Source organism: Zemynaea arenosa (assembly GCF_004614185.1).
Classification (GTDB): Bacteria; Pseudomonadota; Gammaproteobacteria; order Burkholderiales; family Burkholderiaceae_D; genus Telluria; species Telluria arenosa.
The window spans coordinates 1-20,648 of sequence record NZ_SPVF01000137.1 but is presented as its reverse complement, the minus strand read 5'-3'; the positions used below and the strand labels follow the sequence as shown (position 1 = coordinate 20,648).

Genomic DNA, 20,648 nt, shown 5'->3' with positions numbered 1-20,648 from the left:
CACTACAACACATGAAAAAATATTTTCAGAAAACTGTTGAGTCCCGGAACTTTCATGATTAAAGTGGAAATCAATTAGGTTTTTTGCATGTCATCGTAGAATGTAAATTTGCTTACATTCAGACGAGAGCTCACCATGACACACGCTGCCGCCACCCCTGCCGCCAACACCTCCCCCGACGTGGGGTTTGCCCAGTCCGCCCTGGGCGAGGCGCTGCTGGGCGTCCTGTCGGACGGCTCGGCTTCCCAGCGCACCATCGCCGATTTCGTGCTGCGCAATCCGATGCGCGTGACCGCGCTCGGGATCGAGGAAATCGCGGAGGCCAGTGCCGTCTCCACGGCCACTGTCAGCCGTTTTGCGCGCGACCTCGGGTTTCGCAACTTCGCCGCCATGCGCGCGGCGGTGGCCGAGACCCTGCAGGCCGTCCTGCAGCCGGTCGACAAGCTGCGCCACCAGATTGCGCGCCAAAGCGCGGCCGCGGCTCCGGCCCTGGAAAGCCTCGATCACGCCTCGTCCAATATCATCGGCAGCGGCAAGGCCCTCGATGCGCGCGAATTGACCCGCGTCGTCGCGCGGCTGACCGCGGCCCGCACCGTGTATGTGCTGGGCTTCGGCTTGTCGGTCCACTTGGCCGGCATGCTGGCCATGCACCTGCAGCCATTCTGTGCGCAGGTGGTGGAGGTGGCCTCCCAGGGCGGTACGGAGGTGGCGGCTGCCCACCTGGCGGGCATCACCGGCAAGGACGTGCTGGTGGTCCTTTCCTTTCCCCGCTATGCGCTCGACGTGGTGCGCCTGACTCAGTTCGCGCGCGACCGGGGCGCCACCATTGTCTCGATCACCGATGCCCCCGCCTCGCCCCTGGCGGAGCTGGGCCACCACGTGCTGTATGCGCACAGCGCCCATCCCGTCCTGCCCAGCAGTGGCGCGGCCGCCGTGGCCGTCATCGAAGCGCTGGCCGTCTCCCTGATGGTCTCGCACCAGGACAACGTCGACAAGGCCGCCCGCCTGACGGAGGCCATCGCGGCCTACCTCGTGGGCGCGACCCCGGTCTCCAACAGCAGCAAGGGCGGCGCCCGCAAGCGCCGACCGTCAAAAACCACCTGATACCAACAGAGAGAGGGAGCACTGAGCATGAACAAGCACGTTGCGATGACACCGCTGGCCGTGGCCGTCCTGGCCGCCCTGGGGACGCTGGCGCAGCCGGCCACCGCCCAAACAGACGATGGCCAGAAGGTCCAGCGCGTCGAGATCACCGGGTCGTCCATCCGGCGGGTGGACGCCGAGACCGCGCTGCCGGTCCAGACGATCAAGCGCGAGGACATCGACAAGAGTGGCGTGACCACCGCCGCCGAACTGCTGCGCAACCTCAGTGCCAACACCGCACCGCTGTCGGATGGCGCGTCCATCACCGACGGCACTTCCGGCCAGCGCGGCTTCAACGGTGCCAACCTGCGCGGCCTGGGCGTGTCCTCGACACTGGTGCTGCTGAACGGCCGGCGCCTGGCCAACTTCGCTTCGCCTGGCGACAACGCCGGCGTGGACTTGAACAATATCCCGGCCGGCGCCATCCAGCGCGTCGAGGTCCTCAAGGACGGCGCCTCCGCGATCTACGGCACCGACGCCATCGGTGGCGTGATCAACTTCATCACCCGCAAGGACTACAAGGGCGTGGACCTGAGCGCCTCGGCCGCCGCCACCCAGGAGGGAGGCGCCGGCAAGAAGACCCTGTCGCTGAGCGGCGGCGTGGGAGACCTGGGGCGCGACCGGTTCAACCTGATGGGCGTGCTGGACCTGCAGCGCCTGGACTCGCTGCGCTCGTCGCAGCGCGACTTCATCAAGGAGCGTCCACTGGCGACCACCCTGCCTGCCCTGATGTCCTCGAACACCTTCCCGGCCAACCTCGACATCTCATCGGCCCAGCGCAACGCCCTGATTGCAGCCGGCCTGCTCCCGGCCGGCGCCACGCGCACCCGGGTCAACCCATCCGCGCCCGATTGCAATCCGCCCGCCAACGTATTCGCGCCACAGGGTCCGGGCGGACCGCTCGCATGCAGCTACGACTACATGGAAGACACGGAGATCTATCCGGAATCGAAGAAGTTCGGCTTCGTTGGCCGTGCCACCTTCCAGCTCAATGAGGACAACCAGCTGTTCGCGGAACTGGTGCAGTCGCAGGCCAAGACCCGCTATGTGCTCTCGCCGAATCCGCAGCGCATTCGCAACCTGCCGGTCAGCGTGCTGCCAGCGGCCTACCGTAACGCGCTGTCCGTGCCTGGTTTGCCGGCCACCTTCTCCGGTATCCGCTACCGTATGACGGAAGCGGGCAACCGCACCAACGAGGTGACCAGCACCGGTTCGCGGCTGGTGCTGGGCGCGACTGGCACGGTCTCCGGGTGGGATTACGACCTGGGGCTGGCCCGCGCCGAGAACCGCGCGGTTGACAAGTACGTCGACGGCTATGTGCTGTACGACCAGTTCGAGGCGGGCGTGCGCAATGGGACCATCAATCCCTTCGGGCCGTCCGGCCAGGCCGGGCAGGACCTGATCGGCAAAATCAAGGTCAATGACGAGGCGCGCAAATCGAAGGGCGTGTCCACCTCCCTGGACGGCAAGATGTCGCGCCCCCTGATGGCCCTGGGTGGCGGCGACTTGGCCATCGCCATTGGCGGCGAAGTGCGCCAGGAGAACACCACGTTTACGCCCTCCGCCCTGCTCCTGTCGAACAATATCGCGGGGGACCGCGACAACGGCGCCGCGGCAGGGTCCACGACGGACCTGTCCGCGACCGACGACAGCCGCCATGTCTATTCCGTGTTCACCGAGCTGGATGCACCGCTCACCAAGGAGCTGGAGCTGCAGTTCGCCCTGCGCTATGACCACTACAGCGAAGTCGGATCCACCACCAATCCGAAGATTGGCCTGCGCTGGCAGCCGAGCAAGGCGCTGCTGGTGCGCGGATCGGCGGGCACCGGCTTCCGCGCCCCGTCGCTGTCGGACCTGAAACGGCCGACCACGTTTGGTAGCGCAGCGAGCTTCCTGACCGACCCGCAGTGCGTCAGGAGCGAAGGCAGCATCGACCTGTGCACGGACCAGTGGCCGGTGGAGCGCCGCTCCAACCCGGACCTGAAGCCGGAAAAGTCACAGCAGTTCTCCCTCGGCGTGGTGGTCGACCTGGACCGCAGTGCCAGCTTCTCGATCGACTACTGGAACATCCAGAAGAAGGACGTGATCAGCACCCTCGGCGAGCAGATCATCGTCGACAACCCGGCAGCCTACAACGGCAAGTACATCCAGCGCGACAGCGACGGCTTCATCACCAACATCCTGCTGATGAAGGAGAATCAGGGCAAGCTGAAGACCTCGGGCCTGGACCTCGGTGCCGATTGGCGCAGCGCGCAGGGCGACTGGGGCCGCGCCAGCGTCAACCTGTCCGGCACCTACATCCTCAAGTACGATCGGCAGTTTGGTCCGCAGGAGCCGTACCGCAGCAATCTGGGGGTCTTCCTGAACGACCAGGTGATCCAGAAATGGCGCCACCGGATCAGCTTCGGCTGGGACCAGGGTCCGTTCAACCTGACGCTGGCCAACCAGTATTCCTCCGGCTACACGGACCAGAACACGACCTATGATCCGAGCAGCGACACGCTGCTGCCGTCCCGCCGCGTGCAGGCCTACTCGCTGTGGGACCTGACCGGAAGCTGGGCGATCAGCAAGCAACTGAAAGTGCGCGCCGGGGTGCTGAACCTGCTCAACACCGATCCGCCATTCTCGAACCAGGCCTATTATTTCCTGGCTGGGTACGACCCGACCTACACGGATCCGCGCGGGCGGAATGCCTTCGTGAGCGCTAACTACTCTTTCCGTTGATTCCGTTCGGGCGCCGCCGCAGTGCACGCAGCGGCCGCCCTTTTTTTCACATTCCCCATGCGTTCTCTCTTCCTCATCCTGGTGGCATGCGCCGGCCCCGCGCTGGGCGCCCCCGCCGCACCGCCTCCTCCGCGCGGCCACCTCGTCATCATCGGCGGCCACCTGGAGGACAACAATGCCGAGGTCTGGCGCACCATCGTCGCCCTCGCCGGTGGCCGTGGTGCGCATATCGCTGTCCTGCCCAGCGCCGCCGCCGATCCCAACGCGTCTGGCGCCGCGGCTGCGGCGCGCCTGAACCAGTACGGCGCGCACGCGTTCGTGGTCCCGGTCTCCGTGCAGCTGCGAGGTCGGGCCGCGGCTGTCGCCACGGCCGACGATGTGCAACTGGCCCAGCGCGTGGCGCGGGCGGGTGGCGCGTTCTTCGTCGGGGGCGACCAGTCGCGCATCACCGCGGCCCTGCGCCGCCCAGATGGGCAGCCCACCCGGGTGCTCGATGCGCTCTGGTCCCTGTACCGCACAGGCGGGGTGCTGGCGGGCACCAGCGCCGGCGCCGCGATCATGAGCCGGACCATGTACCGCGATGCCGAGAGCGTCCTCGGGACTCTGAGCGCTCCCGTCCGCGACGGGTACGAAGTCACGCCAGGCCTCGGCTTCATCGGCGACGATGTGTTCATCGACCAGCACATGATCGCGCGCGGGCGTTTTGCGCGCATGCTGCCGGCGATGCTCGCCGGACGCTACACGCTGGGTCTGGGCGTCGATGAGAATACGGCACTGGTGGTGGAGCCAACGCGCGCCGTGCGCGTGATCGGAGCCAGCGGCGCCATCGTGCTCGACCTGACCGGGTCGCGCAGCCAGCAGGACGCAGGCGGCCTGCGGGCCGAGAATGTCCGCATCAGCTATGCCGATGCGGGCGACACCCTGCAGCTGCCGGGAGGTGACCTGGCGCCGGGGCAGGGCAAGCGGCCTGTCGATGCGGCGCGTCCCTATTTTCACGGTTCCCTGTTCACGCCCGACATCCTGGGGCGCGGGACCGTCGTGGACCTGATGACCAAGCTGGTGGACAGCGACCAGCAACGCGGCCGCGGCCTGGCCTTTGGCGATCCGGCCGGTGCCGGGGGCACACCTGGGTTCGAGTTCACGTTCACGCGCACGCCCGAGACTCGGGCCTGGCTCTCGAACGTCACCGAACGCTATTCGGTCTACCGTCTGCGGATGGACGTGCAGCCGGTGCGCATGGCCACGCCGCTGTATGCCCCGCTTGAGGAACACCCCGCCGCTCCGGCTGTCCTAGCCGTACCGGAGCCGGCCCGCTAGGGCTTGACCATCCGGGGAGTCGAACGCGAACGGACGTACCACCTGCAGCCGAACCTGGCCGCAGGCCGGTGCGCCGGGCGCCACATGAAATATCGATGCATGGAACGAGCGAACATAAGCAGGACGTGAGTTAGCGCCGGATCCAACCGATCGACAGCACGTAGCGCGAACCGCCTTCTACCCGCGTCACGCTGTGTTCACAAGCGTCGGGGCGAAACAGCTTGATGCGGCGGGACGAGTAAATGGGCGTCGCGCACACGAACTCTCCGCCGGCGCGCGGCGACTTGAGGATGATGTTCAGGCGGTAGTGCCGCCCCTCCCCCACCGGGTCCGTATGTGGTGGAATCGCGGAACCCTCGGGGTAGCGGATCAGATAGGAATCGAATGGGAGCGGCCAGCGGCCCGACAGCAGCAGCATCTTGTCGTAACCGGTGCCTTGGCGGCCGCGGGTCCAGCGGAAGCGGGGCAGCGCGGCCATGAGCGATGTCAGAGCGACTTGAGGAAATCGCGCACGCCGGCCATGAACATCTCGACGGCGGCGGCCGTGAGGATAAGGCCCATCAGGCGTTCAAAGGCCGTCATCACGCGCGGACCCAGGACCTTCTGCAGCCGCTCGGCACTCAGGAATACGGCCAGCCACACCAGCGCCACCGCGGTCAGCGCGCCGATATGGACCATCACCTCCATCTTGGTATCGGACGAGAACAGCAGCACCGTGGCCAGCGCCGACGGCCCGGCGATCGCCGGTATCGCCAGCGGCACGATGAACGGCTCGCCGTCGCTGCCATCGTCGCCAAACAGCCCGCCCGGCTGCGGGAATACCATCCGCATCGCGATCAAGAACAGGATTACGCTGCCGCCGATGCGCAGCGAAATCTCGGACAGCTGCATCGCCGACAGCAAATGCCGCCCGAAGAACATGAAAAGCAGCAGCACCACATACGCGATCAGGCACTCGCGCACCACGACTTTCCAGCGGCGCGTCTTGTGCACCTTGGACAGCGCGGCCACGAACAGCGGCACATTGCCGAAGGGGTCAGTTACCAGCGAGAGGAGAATAAAGGTCTGGATGAAGGTCTGGGTCATGCCGATATAGTAAACAATTTCGGCATCGCTTTGCCGCTTGTCGCGCACGCGCTTTGCCCTTATCCTTCGCCCACCGCACGACCTCTGGCGACCATGCCCCGTACCGAATACTGGACCGAGTTCCATTCCACCTGGCGTCACGCGCCGCTGGCGTACTGGGTCCACGTCGAGCAGGATGGCCAGCATTGGAGCGTCGCCGAGCGTTACGAGCCGCCCGCGCCGCTCCCTATTCCGCACAAAGGCTATGCCGTTCTGTGTGTGCCGTTTGACGAGATAGTCCTGCAGTTTTCGTCAAGCGAGCAGCTACTGGAATGCATTCGTGTGTTATCGCTGACGCCCTTGCCGACGAGCCGGCAATTATCGAACCGGCGCGGCACCTCGAATGGGCCGAATGGCCATTGGCTCAGCCGCCTGCCGGCCCGCGTCAAGTCTCCGAAAAACCGGGAGAAGCTTGTCGCGGCACTGCGCGGGGTAGTGGTCTCCCTGGTCTTCCCGCCCTGACAAAAAAAGGAGCCGCAGCTCCTTTTTCTGTGTCTCTTATTTCTCGAACTTCTTCATCCACGCCGACAGCTGGTGCGGGCGCAGGCCGTCGTAGTCCTCGAACGGCTGGTGGATCCACGGGTTGTGCGGCAGCTCGTCCAGGAAGTAGTCCGGACGGATCGCCGAGCAGCCCTTGACCCAGATGACCGCCGATTTCACTTCGGTGACGTCCTTGAAGTTCTCGGTCAGGTGGGAGGAGACCTTTTGCAGCGTGACGCCCGAATCGGCCAGGTCGTCGACCAGCAGCACGCGGCCTTTCAGCGGGCCCTTGGTCATGGTCATGTACTTGGCGATGTCCAGGTCACCCTGCTTGGTGCCCGCTTCCTCGCGGTAGGAGCTGGTCGACAGGATCGCCAGCGGCACGTCGAAGATGCGCGAGAACACGTCGCCCGGACGCACGCCGCCGCGCGCCAGGCACAGGACCATGTCGAAGTGCCAGCCGCTTTCGTACACCTTGAGCGCCAGGCGCTCGATCAGGCGGTGGTATTCGTCCCAGCTGACCCAGAGGTCTTTGTCGGTCGATTGAGGGGTCGTCATTTTTTCAGGATCCTCTTCTTATCGTGGGGTGAGGGTTACGCGAACGGGTGGCGCAGCACGATGGTCTCTTCGCGGTCCGGGCCGGTGGAGACCATGTCGACCGGCACGCCGACCAGTTCTTCGATGCGCTTGATGTAGGCGCGGGCGGTGGCCGGCAGGTCGTCCATTGACTTGGCGCCGACGGTGGACTCCTTCCAGCCCGCCATCTCCTCGTACACCGGCTGGCAGCGCGCGGCTTCCTCGGCGCCGACCGGGAACACGTCCACGTCGCGGCCATCGAGCTTGTAGCCGGTGCACAGCTTGAGCGACTCCAGGCCGTCCAGCACATCGAGCTTGGTCAGGCACATGCCCGAGACGCCGTTGATCTGCACCGAGCGGCGCAGCAGCGCGGCATCGAACCAACCGCAGCGGCGCGCGCGGCCAGTGACGGTGCCGAATTCATGGCCCACCGACGACAGGTGGTGGCCGACGCCCGCATCGGTCGGCAGCTCGGACGGGAACGGGCCCGAACCGACGCGCGTGGTGTAGGCCTTGGTGATGCCCAGGATGTAGTGCAGCATGTTCGGACCCACGCCCGAACCGGCGGCCGCATTGCCGGCCACGCAGTTGGACGAGGTGACGAACGGATAGGTGCCGTGGTCCACGTCCAGCAGCGAGCCTTGCGCGCCTTCGAACAGCAGGTTGCCGCCGGCCTTGTGGGCAGCGTACAGCGCGGAGGACACGTCGGCGACCATCGGCTTCAGGCGCGGCACCAGGGCCAGCGCGTCGTCGTAGGTCTTCTGGAAGTCGACCGCGTCGGCCTTCAGGTACTGGGTCAGGACAAAGTTGTGGTAGTCCAGGTTTTCCTTGAGCTTCTCGGCGAAGCGCTCTTCGTTGAGCAGATCGGCGATGCGGATTGCACGGCGCGCGACCTTGTCTTCATACGCCGGGCCGATGCCCTTGCCGGTGGTGCCGATCTTGGCGGCGCCGCGCGCTTCCTCGCGCGCCTTGTCGAGGGCCGTGTGGTACGGCAGGATGACCGGGGAGGCTTCCGAGATCTTCAGGCGCGACACGACTTCCACGCCGTTGGCCTGCAGCTTGTCGATCTCGCGCATCACGTCCGGCACCGAGACCACCACGCCGTTGCCGATGTAGCAGGCCACGCCCGGGCGCATGATGCCCGACGGGATCAGCTGCAGCGCGGTCTTCTGGCCGCCGATGACGAGCGTGTGGCCCGCATTGTGGCCGCCCTGGAAGCGCACCACGCCTTGTGCATGGTCGGTCAGCCAGTCGACGATCTTACCCTTGCCCTCATCGCCCCACTGGGTACCGATGACAACGACGTTCTTTGCCGGTTTTTGATTTGACATCACAGTCTTAGCCTAAGTTTTTGAGAATCCAGTTTCCTTCTTCGAGCACGAGCACGCGGTCGTACTCGAACTCGTCCAGCTCAATGTCGTGGCCAGGCAGCGACTGGATCACGACTTCGCCGGACTTGCGCAGTTCGGCGATCTTCGCGCGCAGCTCGGGCGCATTGCCCCAGGGTGCGCGGATCGAATGTTTGCGTTCGGCCGTCGGCAGCAGGCGCGCCAGTTCGCGCAGGTCCATCGAGAAGCCGGTGGCGGGACGGGCGCGCCCGAAGGCCTCGCCCACGTGGTCGTAGCGGCCGCCGCGCGCCACCGCGTTGGGCAGGCCGGGCACGTACAGCGAGAACATGGCGCCGCTCTCGTACTGGTAGCCGCGCAGGTCGGCCAGGTCGACGGCGACATTGGCGCGGCCCAGCGCGGACGCGGCCAGCACCGCCAGGTCGGCCAGCGCCTTGGTGATGCCGGGCAGCGCGGGCAGCACTTCCTTGGCGCGGGTGAGGACGTCGATGTCGCCGTACAGGTTGGGCAGCGCCAGCAGGGCCTCGCGGGTGGCGGCGGCGTAGCCTTTGGTCTGCTCGCGCAGGCCGGGGACGTCCTTGGCGCGCAGCAGCGCAACAATGGTAGCTTCGTCCTGGCGCGCCTTGGCGTCTTCCGCCAGCAGGGCGCGCAGCACGCCGACGTGGGTCAGGTCCAGCCGCACGTCCACGAAGCCGGCCAGCGCCAGCGAGGCCAAAGCCAGCTCCTGCACTTCGGCGTCCGCCTCCAGGCCCGCGTGGCCGTAGATCTCGCAGCCGATCTGCAGCGGCTCGCGGGTGGCGTGCAGGCCGGAGGGACGGGTGTGCAGCACCGAGCCGGCGTAGCACAGGCGGGTGACGGAATTGCGGTGCAGGAGGTGGGCGTCGATGCGGGCGACCTGCGTGGTCATGTCGGCGCGCAGGCCAAGCATGCGGCCGGACAGCTGATCGACCAGCTTGAAGGTGCGCAGGTCGGTGTCCTGGCCGGCGCCGGTCAGCAGCGACTCGACGTATTCCAGCAGCGGGGGCATCACCAGCTCGTAGCCGTACAGGCGGTAGGTATCGAGCATCAGGCGGCGCAGCTCTTCGATCTTGCGGGCTTCGGAGGGCAAGACGTCGGCGATATTCTCGGGCAGCAGCCAGTTCGGCATGGGGCGTGGCAGAGGTGTTAAATGACAGTCAACGAGGCGCGCGCGGTTCCACACAAAGCGTGCGCCGAATCGGTGATTTTACCCGAAAATGGAGGTCGAATGGCAAAAGCTTGAGGCAGGAGGTTGACGTTGTGGCCTTGCGGTTCCAGCATCGACCGGATGAACGACATGACTAGACAAGAGGTCGAGGCCGACATTGCGGCCGCCGAAGCCCGCAGCGCGGCCCTGTTCGCGCGGCTGGACGAGCGCATGCAGGCGACGGTCCTGCGCTTCGAAGCCAAGCTGGCCGAAGCCGTCGGTCTCATGGAGCGCGTGGCCCGCACTGCCGAGGCCAGCGCACAGCGCGCCGAAGAGAGCGCCAAGCGCGCCGAGGAGAGCGCAAAGCGAGCTGAAGATGCCGCCATCCGGGCATCGTACGTGACCTATGCCCATTTCCTGAGTACGATCGCCATCGGAGTCGGCCTGTATTTCGGCATCACCCGCGCTTTCGAGCACGACATGGAGATATTCACCGCGGCCGTGCGGGCAGAGCAGCGCGCCGACATGCGGGAGTTCATGGCCGAGATGCGCGAAGCGCTCGGCGAGATCAAGGGCGCCCGCGAGGAGCTGGACCGGCAGCGCCTCCAGCAGCAGATGGCGCCACCCAGGCCACAGCGGCAGTCCAGATAGCAGAACGGCCGCATCGTGCGGCCGTTCTGCTTTTTGCGGGGCGCGTTACTTCTTCGCGGGCGCGCCGCCGGCGGAGGCGCCGGGGCCGCGCAGGTATTTGAAGAACTCGGAGTTCGAGTCGATCACCATCACGTCGCCGCGGTTCTTGAAGGTCGTGCGGTAGGCTTCCAGGGTGCGGTAGAACTTGTAGAACTCGGGGTTCTTGCTGAACGCGGCCGCGTAGATTGCAGAAGCTTTGCCGTCGCCCTCACCCTTGATGCGCTCCGCGTCGCGGAAGGCTTCGGCCAGGATCACGGTGGCCTGGCGGTCGGCATCGGCGCGGATCTTTTCGCTCTCCGCGTTACCGGTCGAACGCAGTTCGTTGGCCACGCGCGCGCGTTCGGCCTTCATGCGGTCGTACACCGAGTTGTTGATCTGCTCCACGTAGTCCACGCGCTTGAGGCGCACGTCCACGATCTCCACGCCGATCTGCTTGGCCTCCAGCGCCACCTTGGAGCTGATCGCCTGCATCACGTGCCCGCGCTGGCCGGAGATCACTTCGCTCACGGTGCGCTTGGTGATCTCGTCGTTCAGCGCCGCCTTCACGATCTGCAGCATCCGATCGCGCGCGCGCGACTCGTCGCCGCCGAAGGACACGTAGAACAAACGCGGCTCCTTGATGCGCCACTTGACGAAGGCATCCACCAGGATATTCATCTTCTCGGCCGTGATGAAGCGCTCCGCTTCCGGCGTCTCGATGGTGAGGATGCGCTTTTCCAGGTACAGCACATTCTGGAACGGCGGCGGCAGCTTGAAGTGCAGGCCCGGCTCCGGAATCACTTCCTTCACGGAACCCAGCGCGAACACCACCGCGTACTTGCGCTGGTCGACCACGAACACGGTGGAGGACACCAGCATCAGCGCCACGAAGATGGCGACGACGATTGTCACGATGCGGCTCATCAGCGGCCCTCCCGTTCGCGGCTGCCGCGGTTCTGGTGGATGTCGACGGTCGGCATGGTCTCCTGCGGTTGTTGGTACTGCTGGCCACCCTGCTGCTGGGCGGCCTGCTGCTGCGCCGCGGCGCGTGCCGCGGTGTCGTTGGCGATGGTCTGGGCCACCAGCTTGTCCAGCGGGAGGTACAGCAGGTTGGAGCCGGACTTCGCATCCACCAGCACCTTGCTCGTGCTCGTGAAGATCTGCTGCATGGTCTCGATGTACATGCGGTCGCGCGTGATGGCCGGCGCCTTGGAGTATTCGGTGACGACCTGGGTGAAGCGCGACGCGTTACCGGTCGCGTTCTCCACCACCTGCGAGCGGTAGGCCTCGGCCTCCTGCACCAGGCGGATCGCCTTGCCGCGCGCCTCGGGGATCACGCGGTTGGCGTAGGCCTGGCCTTCGTTCTTGGCGCGCTCGCGGTCCTGGTTGGCCTTGACCGCATCGTCGAAGGCGCCTTGCACCTGCTCCGGCGGCTGCACCGCCTGCATGCTCACGTTGTTGATCTGGACACCGGCGCCGTAGCGGTCCAGCATGGACTGCATCAGCGAGTGAACATCACGCGCGACTTTCTCCCGTCCTTCATACAGCACGAAGTCCATCTTGCTGCGGCCCACCACCTCACGAATCGAGGTCTCGGCCACCTGCTTGACGTTTTCCTCGGGGTCGCGGTTGTTGAAGAGCCACGACACCGGATCTTTCAGCGTGTACTGCACCGCGAACTGGATGTCGACGATGTTCTCGTCGTCGGTCAGCATCAGCGATTCGCGCGGTTCCTTGTTGCGGACCTGGCCGCGGTAGCCGACTTCCACGTTGCGCACTCCCGAGACGTTGACGATCTCGTTGGACTGGAACGGATACGGCCAGCGCCAGTTGAAGCCCGGCCGCGCCGTGTGCGACAGCTTGCCGAAGGTGGTGACCACGCCGACCTGGCCTTCCTGCACGATGAAGGCGCCGCTGGCCAGCCAGATGAACAGGATGATGATGGCCACCACGCTGGCGGTGACGCCCGCGCCCTTCATTTCGCCGCGCGGGCTGCCGCCGTCGCCGCCCCCGCCGGAGCGGGAGCCGAACAGGCGGTTCAGGCGCGCGTTGAAGTCGCGCCAGAGCTGGTCCAGGTCCGGCGGGCCGTCGGGGCGCTTGCCTTCCTGCGCCTTGGTGTCGCGGTCCGGATTGCGTCCCCAGCGGTTGTCATTGAGATTGAGTGTGACGCCTATGCGTTTGAGTAGGGAGGCGAACATATTGGTATTGTTAGCGTGGTCCGGCGTGGTGGGAATCCTGCGCAGGGCCGTTCGCATCCGGAAGGAAGCGCGCGTCCTGCTCTTCTTGTTCTTCGATCGGGCCCGCCTGGGCCGCCTCGCTGATCGCCGCGCGCAGCAGATCGAGACCGGCGCCGGTGTGCGCGCTGACGAACACGCGGCTGATGCGGCCATCCTCGCCGCGCTCCACCGCCGGCTCGTGGCCCGCCGCGTCGATCTTGTTCCACACGAGGATCTGCGGGACATGGTCGGCGCCGATCTCGTGCAGCACGGCGTTGACCTGTTCGATCTGCTCCATCCGCACGGGGCTCGACGCATCGACCACGTGCAGCAGCACGTCGGCGCGGATAGTCTCTTCCAGCGTGGCGCGGAAGGCCGCCACCAGCTGGTGGGGCAGCTCGCGCACGAAGCCGACCGTGTCGGACATGACCACGGTGCCGACTTCCTCGTTGAGGTAGACGCGGCGCGAGGTGGTGTCCAGGGTGGCGAACAGCTGGTTCGCGACATACACGCCGGCCTTGGTCAGCGCGTTGAACAGGGTCGATTTGCCGGCGTTGGTATAGCCGACCAGCGAGACCGAGAAGGCCTGGTTGCGGCCGCGCGAACGGCGCTGGGTCTCGTGCTGCTTGCGGAGTTTTTTCAGGCGCTCGCGCAGCATGCGCACGCGCTCGCCGATCAGGCGGCGGTCGGTTTCCAGCTGCGTCTCACCGGGGCCGCGCAGGCCGATACCGCCCTTCTGGCGTTCCAGGTGGGTCCAGCCGCGGATCAGGCGCGTGGACAGGTGCTGCAGCTGCGCCAGCTCGACTTGCAGCTTGCCCTCGTGGCTCTGGGCCCGCTGGGCGAAGATGTCGAGAATGAGGCTGGTGCGGTCGAGCACCCGGACGTTGAGGCGCCGTTCGAGGTTGCGCTGCTGGGCGGGCGACAGGGCGTGGTTGAAGATCACGATCTCGATCTTCTCGTCCTGCACCGCCTGGCCGATCTCGTCGGCCTTGCCGCTGCCCACGAACAGGGCGGCGTCAGGCGCCTGGCGCTTGCCGGTGATGGTGGTGATCGGTTCTGCGCCCGCGGACCGGGCCAGCAAAGACAGTTCATCGACACTGGCGTGAAAATCGCCAGCGCCGAAGTCGATGCCAACTAGAGCTGCGCGCATATGGATCCGCTGGTTCCCGGGCAGCTTGCGGCGGTGGTCAGACGCAAGCTTACTCCGCGTCCTGGTTGTCGAGGTTGAGGTTGACGGCGCGCGCCGGGACCACGGTGGAGATGGCGTGCTTGTAGACCATCTGCGTCACGGTGTTACGCAGCAGGACGACGTACTGGTCAAACGATTCGATGTGGCCCTGCAGTTTGATGCCATTGACCAGATAGATGGAGACGGGGACGTGCTCCTTGCGCAAGGCGTTGAGGAATGGGTCTTGTAACAGTTGCCCTTTATTGCTCATAACAGCTCCATGTGTTGTTGTTGTCAAGAATTGGAGACGACTCGCTGGTTTTCAAGTCTGGCTCCGGGATTTGTTTGCCATTCTAAAAGGTTGAATGAAAGTCCCGAAGCTACTGTACCTTGTTTTGCCGTTTCTTGTTGCTAGCTTACTAGGATTTCCCCGTCTTGACGAACGGGTTCTTTCCAGTACGCAATTCTATGCGGAGGGGAGTGCCGACCAGGGAGAAGGTGTCGCGGAAATGTTTCTCCAGGTAGCGCTTGTAGGGCTCGCTCACCGCTTCCAGGGCGTTGCCGTGGATGACGATCACGGGCGGATTCTGCCCGCCCTGGTGGGCGTAGCGCATCTTCGGCCGGACGCTGCCCTTGCGCTTGGGCTCCTGCTTTTCCACCGCTTCCTGCAGCGCGCGGGTCAGACGCGGGGTGGACAGGTTCGCGGTGGCAGCGGCGTAGGCCGCGTTCACGGACTTCATCATCTGGTCGATGCCGGTGCCCTTCAGGGCCGAGATGAAGTGGGTCTTGGCGAAGCCGAGGAAATCGAGCTTGCGGTCCAGGTCCATCTTGACCTGGTCGCGCTGGTCGGACTGCAGGCCATCCCATTTGTTCACGGCCACCACCAAGGCGCGGCCGGATTCGAGGATGAAGCCCGCGATGTGGGCGTCCTGCTCGGAGACGTCCTGGCGCGCATCGAGCAGCAGCAGGACCACGTTGGCTTCCGAGATCGACTGCAGCGTCTTCACCACCGAGAACTTCTCGATCGCTTCGAAGACCTTGCCGCGGCGGCGGATGCCGGCCGTGTCGATCAGGGTGTAATGCTTGCCTTCGCGTTCGAACGGGATCTCGATCGAGTCGCGCGTGGTGCCCGGCATGTCGAAGGCGATCACGCGCTCTTCGCCCAGCAGGGTGTTCACCAGGGTGGACTTGCCCACGTTGGGGCGGCCGACGATGGCCAGTTTTATGCCCTGCTGCTCCGGCTCCAGCTCTTCTTCGTCGGCGGCGCGCGAGGCGAAAGCCGCGTCGAGCGCTTCGCCGACCAGGTCGTGCACCCCGTCGCCGTGGGCGGCGGAGATCACGTAGGGGTCGCCCATGCCGAGTTCATAGAAGTCGGCGGTGACGGAGGTGTACTTCATGCCCTCCGACTTGTTCACCACCAGCAGCACCGTGCGGCCCTGGCGGCGCAGGAAGTCGGTGATGGTCTTGTCGTGCGGGGTCAGGCCCTGGCGGCCGTCCACGATGAACAGGACCACGTCGGCCTCGGCGACGGCCTGCTTGGTCTGCGCGGCCATCTCCTTCATGATGCCCTCTTTCGCCACCGGCTCGAAGCCGCCAGTGTCGATGACGAGGAAGGGACGCTCGCCGATACGGCCTTCGCCATAGTGACGGTCGCGCGTCAGACCAGGCAGGTCTGCCACCAGCGCATCGCGCGATCGGGTCAGGCGGTTGAACAACGTCGACTTTCCGACGTTGGGACGGCCTACAAGTGCTATTACCGGCTTCATTTGTTTAACTTCTTTCGACGGCTTTACTCGACTGCGATCGCCGAGACGGTGCCGTTCTGGGTTTGGATAATCAGTTTGTCGTTGGCCACCACCGGCATGGCCTTGATGGCGCTGCCGTCGGTCGAGGCGCGCGCCAGGAAGGCACCGTCCTCGCGCGACAGGAAGTGCACGATGCCTTCATAGTCGCCGACCGCCACCGCGCGGCCGATCGAGGCCGGGGTGGACAGGCTGCGGAAGGCCAGCTTGTCGTTCTTCCAGGCGCTGGCACCGGTGTCGCGCGCGAAGGCCGTCACGGCGCTCTTGTCGTCCACCGCGAACACGAAGCGCTGGTCGACCGCCACGCCCACCTGGGACGACAGCTCCTTGGTCCAGCGCGTGGTGCCGCTCGGGACGTCCCAGCAGCCCACCCGCCCCTGGTAGGAGGCGGCGCAGACGTCGTTCTCGAACAGGGCCGGGTAGCCGCCCAGGTCCGTCACGCGTTCCAGCTCGGTGGCGCCGCGCGGCTCGCCGACCGTGATCTCCCAGCGCGGCGCGCCGGTCGCCAGGATCAGCGAGAGCAGCTTGCCGCCCGGCTGGGCGATGATCACGTCCTTGTCGCGCACCACCATGCCTGGCGCCAGGCGCAGGGTCAGCGGCGGCAGCGTGCGCTCCACGAACCACTTCTGCTGGCCGGTCTTGGCGTCCAGGCCGAGGATCTTGTTGTCGATCGAGCGCACCACCACCACGCCCTGCCCCACGGCCGGCGCCGACAGCACCTCGGAGGTGGCCTGCGCAGTCCACAGCGGCTTGCCGGAGATGTCCCAGGCCATGACCTTGCCCTTGGCGCCACCGGCGACGACCACTTCGCCGTCGGTGCCGACGCCGGCGGTGATCGGGGTCTCGGACTTCACGCGCCACATGGCGCTGCCGGTGGCGGTGTCCACGCGGGCCACGGCGTCGCTGGAGGCGACCACCACCGAGTTGCCGACGATGGCGGGCGTCAGGGTGTTGCCGTCGGCCTTGCCGATGTCGTACTTCCACGCGGTGCGCACGGCCATGCTGGCCTTCAGCTCCACCAGCTTGGCGGGCTCGCTGGACTTGTCCTTGTGGCTGAACGGATTCAGGTTGCTGAGGGTCGAGCAGCCGGCCAGCACGGCCAGCAAGGATGCGCTAACGAGGTTCTTGGTGATACGCATAGTGTCGAATTGGTCGCTTCAGTTGTTGTTCTTCAGGAGCACAAAGCCCGCCGGCCGCTTCCTCTGGCGAAGCGCGCAGGCGGGCGATCCGGCATGGCTACGGTTCTACGGTTACGCAGCCGGTTTGGTCTCGGTGGCCGGATCGGCCGGCACCGTGCCGCCGATCGATTCCAGCTTCACCTGCACCAGCTGGCGGCCCGGGTGCGCCTTGGCCATGGCCTTGTACGCGGCTTCATACGCGGTACGGGCTTCCGCCAGCTTGTTCTGCGCGACCAGGATATCGCCCTTGCGGTCCGAGACTTCGGCGGCGAACTGCGGCTGCACGCCGGTGCTGATCACCTTGTCGGCTTCGGCGTAGTTCTTCTCGTCGAGCAGCACGCCGGACAGGCGCAGGCGCGCCACCGACTGGTACTCGTCGTCGCCGTGGTCGATCGCCCACTGCAGCTGCGCCTTGGCGGTCTTCAGGTCATTCGCTTCGAAGGCGGCTTTGGCGGCGGCCAGCGCACCCATCTGGGCGAAGGCGGTCTTGCCGTACTTGGATTCCAGGTCGCCGGCGGCGCGCGCGGTCAGCGCGGCGTCCTTCTTGACGATCGCTTCCTGCAGCTGGCCATACAGCACCGACGCTTCGCCGGCCTGGCTGGCCTGGTAGCGGTTCCAGAAGTTGTAGCCCGCGAAGGTCGCCAGCGCCGCGATGAGAATCCAGGTGATCAGGTTTCCGTACTGGTTCCAGAACGCCTTCAGGGACGCCAGCTGTTCCTGTTCTTCGAGATCGTATGCCATGGTGATGTCTTTGTCTTGTTATGAAAATTACGGGTGGTAGTGGACGTGCTCGTGGTCGTGGTCATGGTCGCCGACGATGTGGTCGACGATGTAGTCCACCACCTGGTCGAACGGCACGGTCTCCTGCTGCTGTTCGCCCAGCGACTTGACGGCGGCGGTCTGGCTGGCCACTTCGTCTTCGCCGATGATCACGGCGAAGGAGGCGCCGGAACCGTCGGCCTTCTTCATCTGGCTCTTGAAGGAACCGGCACCGGCCGCGGTGGCGCAGTGCAGGATCACGTCCAGGCCCGCATCGCGCAGGCGCTCGGCCAGGATGAAGGACTGCAGCTGGGCGGCTTCGCCCTGGTGCACCATGTAGACGTCGCACTGGGCCGGCTCGTGCGGCTCGCCGGCGAGTTTCATCAGTTCGATCAGGCGCTCGATGCCCATCGCGAAGCCGACGGCCGGGGTGGGCTTGCCGCCGATCTGCTCGATCAGCGGGTCATAGCGGCCGCCTGCGCACACGGTGCCCTGGGCGCCCAGCTCGTCGGTGACCCACTCGAACACGGTGCGGTTGTAGTAGTCCAGGCCGCGCACCAGGCGCGGGTTGACGGTGTACTGCACATTGTTCGCGTCGAGGATTTTCTTGACGCCGTTGAAGTGGGCGAGCGACTCGTCCTTCAGGTAGTCCAGCAGGCGCGGAGCGTTGTTCACCAGGTCCTGCATCGTGGGGTTCTTGGTGTCCAGGATGCGCAGCGGATTGGCGTGCAGGCGGCGCTGGGCCTCTGCATCCAGCTGGTCGATGTGCTGTTCGAAGTACGCGATCAGATCCGCGCGGTGCGCGTTGCGCTCTTCCGCATTGCCGATCGAGTTCAGTTCCAGGCGGATGTTGGACAGGCCCAGGTCGTCCCACAGGCGGCGGCACAGCATGATCAGTTCCGCGTCCACATCCGGGCCGGAGAAGCCGATGCACTCGGCGCCGACCTGGAAGAACTGGCGGTAGCGGCCGCGCTGCGGGCGCTCGTGGCGGAACATCGGGCCCTTGTACCACAGGCGCTTGGGGCCTTCGTAGGCGAGGTTATGCTCGATCACGGCGCGCACCACCCCGGCGGTGCCTTCCGGGCGCAGGGTCAGCTGGTCGCCGTTCATGGAATCCTCGAAGGAGTACATCTCCTTTTCGACGATGTCGGTCACGGCGCCGATGGCGCGCGAGAACAGCGAGGTGTCCTCCACGATCGGGGTCACGATCTTCTGGAAGCCATAGCTCTGCAGCACCGACTGCACGGTGTTCTCGAACAACTCCCACATCGGCGCATCGGCCGGCAGGATGTCGTTCATCCCTTTGACGCCGACGATCTTCTCGGCCTTCTTGTTTTCGGACATATCGTTTATACGGTTTCTACTGTTTTAACGCCGTAGCGGGTTTGAACATAATCGAGCACGATCTTCTGGAAATCGGCTGCGATGTTCTCGCCGCGCAGGGTGGCCAATTTCTGGCCATCGACGAACACCGGCGCGGCGGGCGATTCGCCGGTGCCGGGCAGGCTGATGCCGATGTTCGCGTGCTTGGACTCGCCCGGGCCGTTGACGATGCAGCCCATGACGGCCACGTTCATCTCTTCCACGCCTGGGTACTGCTTCTTCCACTCGGGCATGGACTCGCGCAGGAAGGTCTGGATGTCGTCCGCCAGTTCCTGGAACACGGTGGAGGTGGTGCGCCCGCAGCCCGGGCAGGCAATCACCATCGGGGTGAACTTGCGCAGGCCCATGGTCTGCAGGATTTCCTGGCCGACGATGACTTCGCGCGTGCGGTCGCCGCCCGGTTCGGGGGTGAGCGAGATGCGGATGGTGTCGCCGATCCCTTCCTGCAGCAGCACGGAGAGCGCGGCGGTGGAGGCGACGATGCCCTTGCTGCCCATGCCCGCTTCCGTCAGGCCCAGGTGCAGCGGGTAGTCGCAGCGGCGCGCCAGTTCGCGGTACACGGCGATCAGGTCCTGCACGCCGGAGACCTTGCAGGACAGGATGATCTTGTCGCGGGCCAGGCCGATTTCCTCGGCACGCACGGCGTTCTCGATGGCGGAGGTGACCAGCGCTTCATACATCACGGCCTGCGCGGACCACGGTTCGGCGCGCGCGGCGTTTTCGTCCATGATGCGGGCCAGCAGCGACTGATCGAGGCTGCCCCAGTTGACGCCGATGCGCACCGGCTTGTCGTAGCGGATGGCGGTTTCGATCATCTGCGCGAACTGGGTATCGCGCTTGGCGCCCTGCCCCACGTTGCCGGGGTTGATGCGGTATTTCGACAGGGCCTGCGCGCAGTCCGGGAAGTCCTTCAGCAGCGTGTGGCCGTTGTAGTGGAAGTCGCCGACCAGCGGCACTTCGACGCCCATCTTGTCCAGCTGCTCGCGGATGTAGGGAACGGCGGCGGCGGCTTCCGGGTTGTTGACGGTGATGCGCACGACTTCCGAACCGGCGCGGGCGAGCTCCTTGACCTGGATGGCGGTGGCGACGGCGTCGGCGGTGTCGGTGTTGGTCATCGACTGCACGACGACGGGCGCGCCGCCGCCCACCCACACCTGTTTTGCGCCGTGGCGGACCAGGACTTTGCGGGTGAGATGGCGGGCCAGCGGGCCGGACGGAATGGCTTGGTTCGACATGGTTATTTCAGGTTCACGCGGGCGATGGTCTTGCCGGGCAGCGCAGGCAGGGCGACGGCGGCGCCACGCAGGGTGGCATCGACACCCGCCGGGTTGCCGACGGTGACGGTCACGGGGCCGGTGAGGTCCACGGTTTCGGTGCTGCCTGCTTTGACGAGGCGCGACAGCAGGGGTGCGCCGTTTTCCGGCTTCACCTGAATCCAGGAGTCGGCCTTCACATGCAGGACCAAGGAGTTTGCGGCAGCGGCGCCCACGCCAGTGGTGAGCGTGGCGGCGGTGCGGGTCGGCGGGTTGGCAGTCGCCGGGGCTGCAGCGACGGGCGTGGTGCCAGCCACTGCGCCGGCCGGTGCGGCAGCGGGTGT

At 65.8% G+C, this 20,648-nt stretch carries 20 protein-coding genes; 5 read left to right on the top strand and 15 right to left on the bottom strand.

The annotated features are described in order from the left end of the window. The first annotated feature begins 135 nt into the window (after positions 1 to 135). The 3 genes from E4L96_RS10855 to E4L96_RS10845 are packed head-to-tail and all read left to right on the top strand — an operon-like array spanning position 136 to position 5,184. A complete protein-coding gene (locus E4L96_RS10855) occupies positions 136 to 1,104 on the top strand; it encodes a MurR/RpiR family transcriptional regulator (RefSeq protein ID WP_135207238.1) in 969 nt (322 codons plus the stop codon). A 27-nt stretch (positions 1,105 to 1,131) separates the two neighbouring features. Continuing rightward, positions 1,132 to 3,867 (top strand): TonB-dependent receptor, encoded by a 2,736-nt coding sequence (locus tag E4L96_RS10850; RefSeq protein WP_135207237.1) that lies wholly within the window; start codon positions 1,132 to 1,134, stop codon positions 3,865 to 3,867. A gap of 57 nt (positions 3,868 to 3,924) precedes the next feature. Next, the gene (locus tag E4L96_RS10845) at positions 3,925 to 5,184 is read left to right on the top strand and encodes a cyanophycinase (RefSeq protein WP_135207236.1); all 1,260 of its coding nucleotides are present in this window, start codon (positions 3,925 to 3,927) and stop codon (positions 5,182 to 5,184) included. Positions 5,185 to 5,314: 130 nt separating this feature from the next. Here the strand turns inward: E4L96_RS10845 and E4L96_RS10840 are convergent, their stop codons facing one another. Together E4L96_RS10840 and E4L96_RS10835 are read right to left on the bottom strand one after the other, a co-directional pair. Further along, a complete protein-coding gene (locus E4L96_RS10840) occupies positions 5,315 to 5,662 on the bottom strand; it encodes a 2OG-Fe(II) oxygenase (RefSeq protein WP_135207235.1) in 348 nt (115 codons plus the stop codon). Positions 5,663 to 5,670: 8 nt separating this feature from the next. Beyond that, complete coding sequence (locus E4L96_RS10835) at positions 5,671 to 6,270, bottom strand: MarC family protein (protein ID WP_135207234.1); 600 nt, start codon at positions 6,268 to 6,270, stop codon at positions 5,671 to 5,673. Positions 6,271 to 6,363: 93 nt separating this feature from the next. Here E4L96_RS10835 and E4L96_RS10830 point away from each other — a divergent pair, with 93 nt between their 5' ends. Then, positions 6,364 to 6,771, top strand: a complete 408-nt coding sequence (locus E4L96_RS10830; protein ID WP_135207233.1) for a hypothetical protein — start codon at positions 6,364 to 6,366, stop codon at positions 6,769 to 6,771. A gap of 36 nt (positions 6,772 to 6,807) precedes the next feature. Here the strand turns inward: E4L96_RS10830 and E4L96_RS10825 are convergent, their stop codons facing one another. Genes E4L96_RS10825 through E4L96_RS10815 form a run of 3 tightly spaced genes read right to left on the bottom strand, consistent with a single transcriptional unit; the run spans position 6,808 to position 9,858 of the window. Further along, positions 6,808 to 7,347: a phosphoribosyltransferase gene (locus E4L96_RS10825; RefSeq protein WP_135207232.1), complete on the bottom strand. Its 540-nt coding sequence runs from the start codon at positions 7,345 to 7,347 to the stop codon at positions 6,808 to 6,810. Between the two features lie 35 nt (positions 7,348 to 7,382). After that, positions 7,383 to 8,696: an adenylosuccinate synthase gene (locus tag E4L96_RS10820; RefSeq protein ID WP_135207231.1), complete on the bottom strand. Its 1,314-nt coding sequence runs from the start codon at positions 8,694 to 8,696 to the stop codon at positions 7,383 to 7,385. A 7-nt stretch (positions 8,697 to 8,703) separates the two neighbouring features. After that, positions 8,704 to 9,858: an ATP phosphoribosyltransferase regulatory subunit gene (locus E4L96_RS10815; RefSeq protein ID WP_135207230.1), complete on the bottom strand. Its 1,155-nt coding sequence runs from the start codon at positions 9,856 to 9,858 to the stop codon at positions 8,704 to 8,706. Between the two features lie 159 nt (positions 9,859 to 10,017). Between E4L96_RS10815 and E4L96_RS10810 the strand changes: the two genes are divergently transcribed. After that, complete coding sequence (locus E4L96_RS10810) at positions 10,018 to 10,527, top strand: hypothetical protein (protein WP_135207229.1); 510 nt, start codon at positions 10,018 to 10,020, stop codon at positions 10,525 to 10,527. 45 nt (positions 10,528 to 10,572) lie between these two features. On the opposite strand, the gene hflC is transcribed toward E4L96_RS10810, so the two are convergent. The 10 genes from hflC to E4L96_RS10760 all read right to left on the bottom strand — a co-directional run. Next, positions 10,573 to 11,469, bottom strand: coding sequence for a protease modulator HflC (gene hflC / locus E4L96_RS10805; RefSeq protein WP_135207228.1), 897 nt, complete (start codon positions 11,467 to 11,469; stop codon positions 10,573 to 10,575). Further along, on the bottom strand, positions 11,469 to 12,743 hold the full coding sequence (hflK, locus tag E4L96_RS10800) for an FtsH protease activity modulator HflK (protein ID WP_135207227.1): 1,275 nt from the start codon (positions 12,741 to 12,743) through the stop codon (positions 11,469 to 11,471). Before hflK ends, hflC begins: the two co-directional genes overlap by 1 nt. 10 nt (positions 12,744 to 12,753) lie before the next feature. Continuing rightward, the gene (gene hflX / locus E4L96_RS10795) at positions 12,754 to 13,911 is read right to left on the bottom strand and encodes a GTPase HflX (protein ID WP_135207226.1); all 1,158 of its coding nucleotides are present in this window, start codon (positions 13,909 to 13,911) and stop codon (positions 12,754 to 12,756) included. Between the two features lie 49 nt (positions 13,912 to 13,960). Next, positions 13,961 to 14,200 carry an RNA chaperone Hfq gene (hfq, locus tag E4L96_RS10790; RefSeq protein WP_135207225.1) on the bottom strand — a complete coding sequence of 80 codons (240 nt, stop codon included), beginning with the start codon at positions 14,198 to 14,200 and terminating at the stop codon, positions 13,961 to 13,963. Positions 14,201 to 14,348: 148 nt separating this feature from the next. Beyond that, positions 14,349 to 15,695 (bottom strand): ribosome biogenesis GTPase Der, encoded by a 1,347-nt coding sequence (der, locus tag E4L96_RS10785; protein WP_135207224.1) that lies wholly within the window; start codon positions 15,693 to 15,695, stop codon positions 14,349 to 14,351. Between the two features lie 23 nt (positions 15,696 to 15,718). Further along, entirely contained in the window at positions 15,719 to 16,870 is a 1,152-nt protein-coding gene (gene bamB, locus E4L96_RS10780; protein WP_135207223.1) for an outer membrane protein assembly factor BamB, read from the bottom strand. Between the two features lie 111 nt (positions 16,871 to 16,981). Beyond that, on the bottom strand, positions 16,982 to 17,650 hold the full coding sequence (locus E4L96_RS10775; protein WP_135207222.1) for a YfgM family protein: 669 nt from the start codon (positions 17,648 to 17,650) through the stop codon (positions 16,982 to 16,984). 27 nt (positions 17,651 to 17,677) lie between these two features. Then, complete coding sequence (gene hisS, locus E4L96_RS10770) at positions 17,678 to 19,012, bottom strand: histidine--tRNA ligase (protein ID WP_135207221.1); 1,335 nt, start codon at positions 19,010 to 19,012, stop codon at positions 17,678 to 17,680. A 5-nt stretch (positions 19,013 to 19,017) separates the two neighbouring features. Next, positions 19,018 to 20,286, bottom strand: coding sequence for a flavodoxin-dependent (E)-4-hydroxy-3-methylbut-2-enyl-diphosphate synthase (gene ispG / locus E4L96_RS10765; protein WP_135207220.1), 1,269 nt, complete (start codon positions 20,284 to 20,286; stop codon positions 19,018 to 19,020). A gap of 2 nt (positions 20,287 to 20,288) precedes the next feature. Further along, positions 20,289 to 20,648: DUF4115 domain-containing protein (locus E4L96_RS10760; protein ID WP_135207219.1), on the bottom strand; the 360-nt coding region annotated here is incomplete at its 5' end.

Excerpts from the sequence above, each read along its gene's own strand:
- E4L96_RS10855 (WP_135207238.1), top strand. The coding sequence starts at position 136 with ATGACACACGCTGCCGCCACCCCTGCCGCCAACACCTCCCCCGACGTG.
- E4L96_RS10850 (WP_135207237.1), top strand. The coding sequence starts at position 1,132 with ATGAACAAGCACGTTGCGATGACACCGCTGGCCGTGGCCGTCCTGGCC.
- E4L96_RS10845 (WP_135207236.1), top strand. The coding sequence starts at position 3,925 with ATGCGTTCTCTCTTCCTCATCCTGGTGGCATGCGCCGGCCCCGCGCTG.
- E4L96_RS10840 (WP_135207235.1), bottom strand. The coding sequence starts at position 5,662 with ATGGCCGCGCTGCCCCGCTTCCGCTGGACCCGCGGCCGCCAAGGCACC.
- E4L96_RS10835 (WP_135207234.1), bottom strand. The coding sequence starts at position 6,270 with ATGACCCAGACCTTCATCCAGACCTTTATTCTCCTCTCGCTGGTAACT.
- E4L96_RS10830 (WP_135207233.1), top strand. The coding sequence starts at position 6,364 with ATGCCCCGTACCGAATACTGGACCGAGTTCCATTCCACCTGGCGTCAC.
- E4L96_RS10825 (WP_135207232.1), bottom strand. The coding sequence starts at position 7,347 with ATGACGACCCCTCAATCGACCGACAAAGACCTCTGGGTCAGCTGGGAC.
- E4L96_RS10820 (WP_135207231.1), bottom strand. The coding sequence starts at position 8,696 with ATGTCAAATCAAAAACCGGCAAAGAACGTCGTTGTCATCGGTACCCAG.
- E4L96_RS10815 (WP_135207230.1), bottom strand. The coding sequence starts at position 9,858 with ATGCCGAACTGGCTGCTGCCCGAGAATATCGCCGACGTCTTGCCCTCC.
- E4L96_RS10810 (WP_135207229.1), top strand. The coding sequence starts at position 10,018 with ATGAACGACATGACTAGACAAGAGGTCGAGGCCGACATTGCGGCCGCC.
- hflC (WP_135207228.1), bottom strand. The coding sequence starts at position 11,469 with ATGAGCCGCATCGTGACAATCGTCGTCGCCATCTTCGTGGCGCTGATG.
- hflK (WP_135207227.1), bottom strand. The coding sequence starts at position 12,743 with ATGTTCGCCTCCCTACTCAAACGCATAGGCGTCACACTCAATCTCAAT.
- hflX (WP_135207226.1), bottom strand. The coding sequence starts at position 13,911 with ATGCGCGCAGCTCTAGTTGGCATCGACTTCGGCGCTGGCGATTTTCAC.
- hfq (WP_135207225.1), bottom strand. The coding sequence starts at position 14,200 with ATGAGCAATAAAGGGCAACTGTTACAAGACCCATTCCTCAACGCCTTG.
- der (WP_135207224.1), bottom strand. The coding sequence starts at position 15,695 with ATGAAGCCGGTAATAGCACTTGTAGGCCGTCCCAACGTCGGAAAGTCG.
- bamB (WP_135207223.1), bottom strand. The coding sequence starts at position 16,870 with ATGCGTATCACCAAGAACCTCGTTAGCGCATCCTTGCTGGCCGTGCTG.
- E4L96_RS10775 (WP_135207222.1), bottom strand. The coding sequence starts at position 17,650 with ATGGCATACGATCTCGAAGAACAGGAACAGCTGGCGTCCCTGAAGGCG.
- hisS (WP_135207221.1), bottom strand. The coding sequence starts at position 19,012 with ATGTCCGAAAACAAGAAGGCCGAGAAGATCGTCGGCGTCAAAGGGATG.
- ispG (WP_135207220.1), bottom strand. The coding sequence starts at position 20,286 with ATGTCGAACCAAGCCATTCCGTCCGGCCCGCTGGCCCGCCATCTCACC.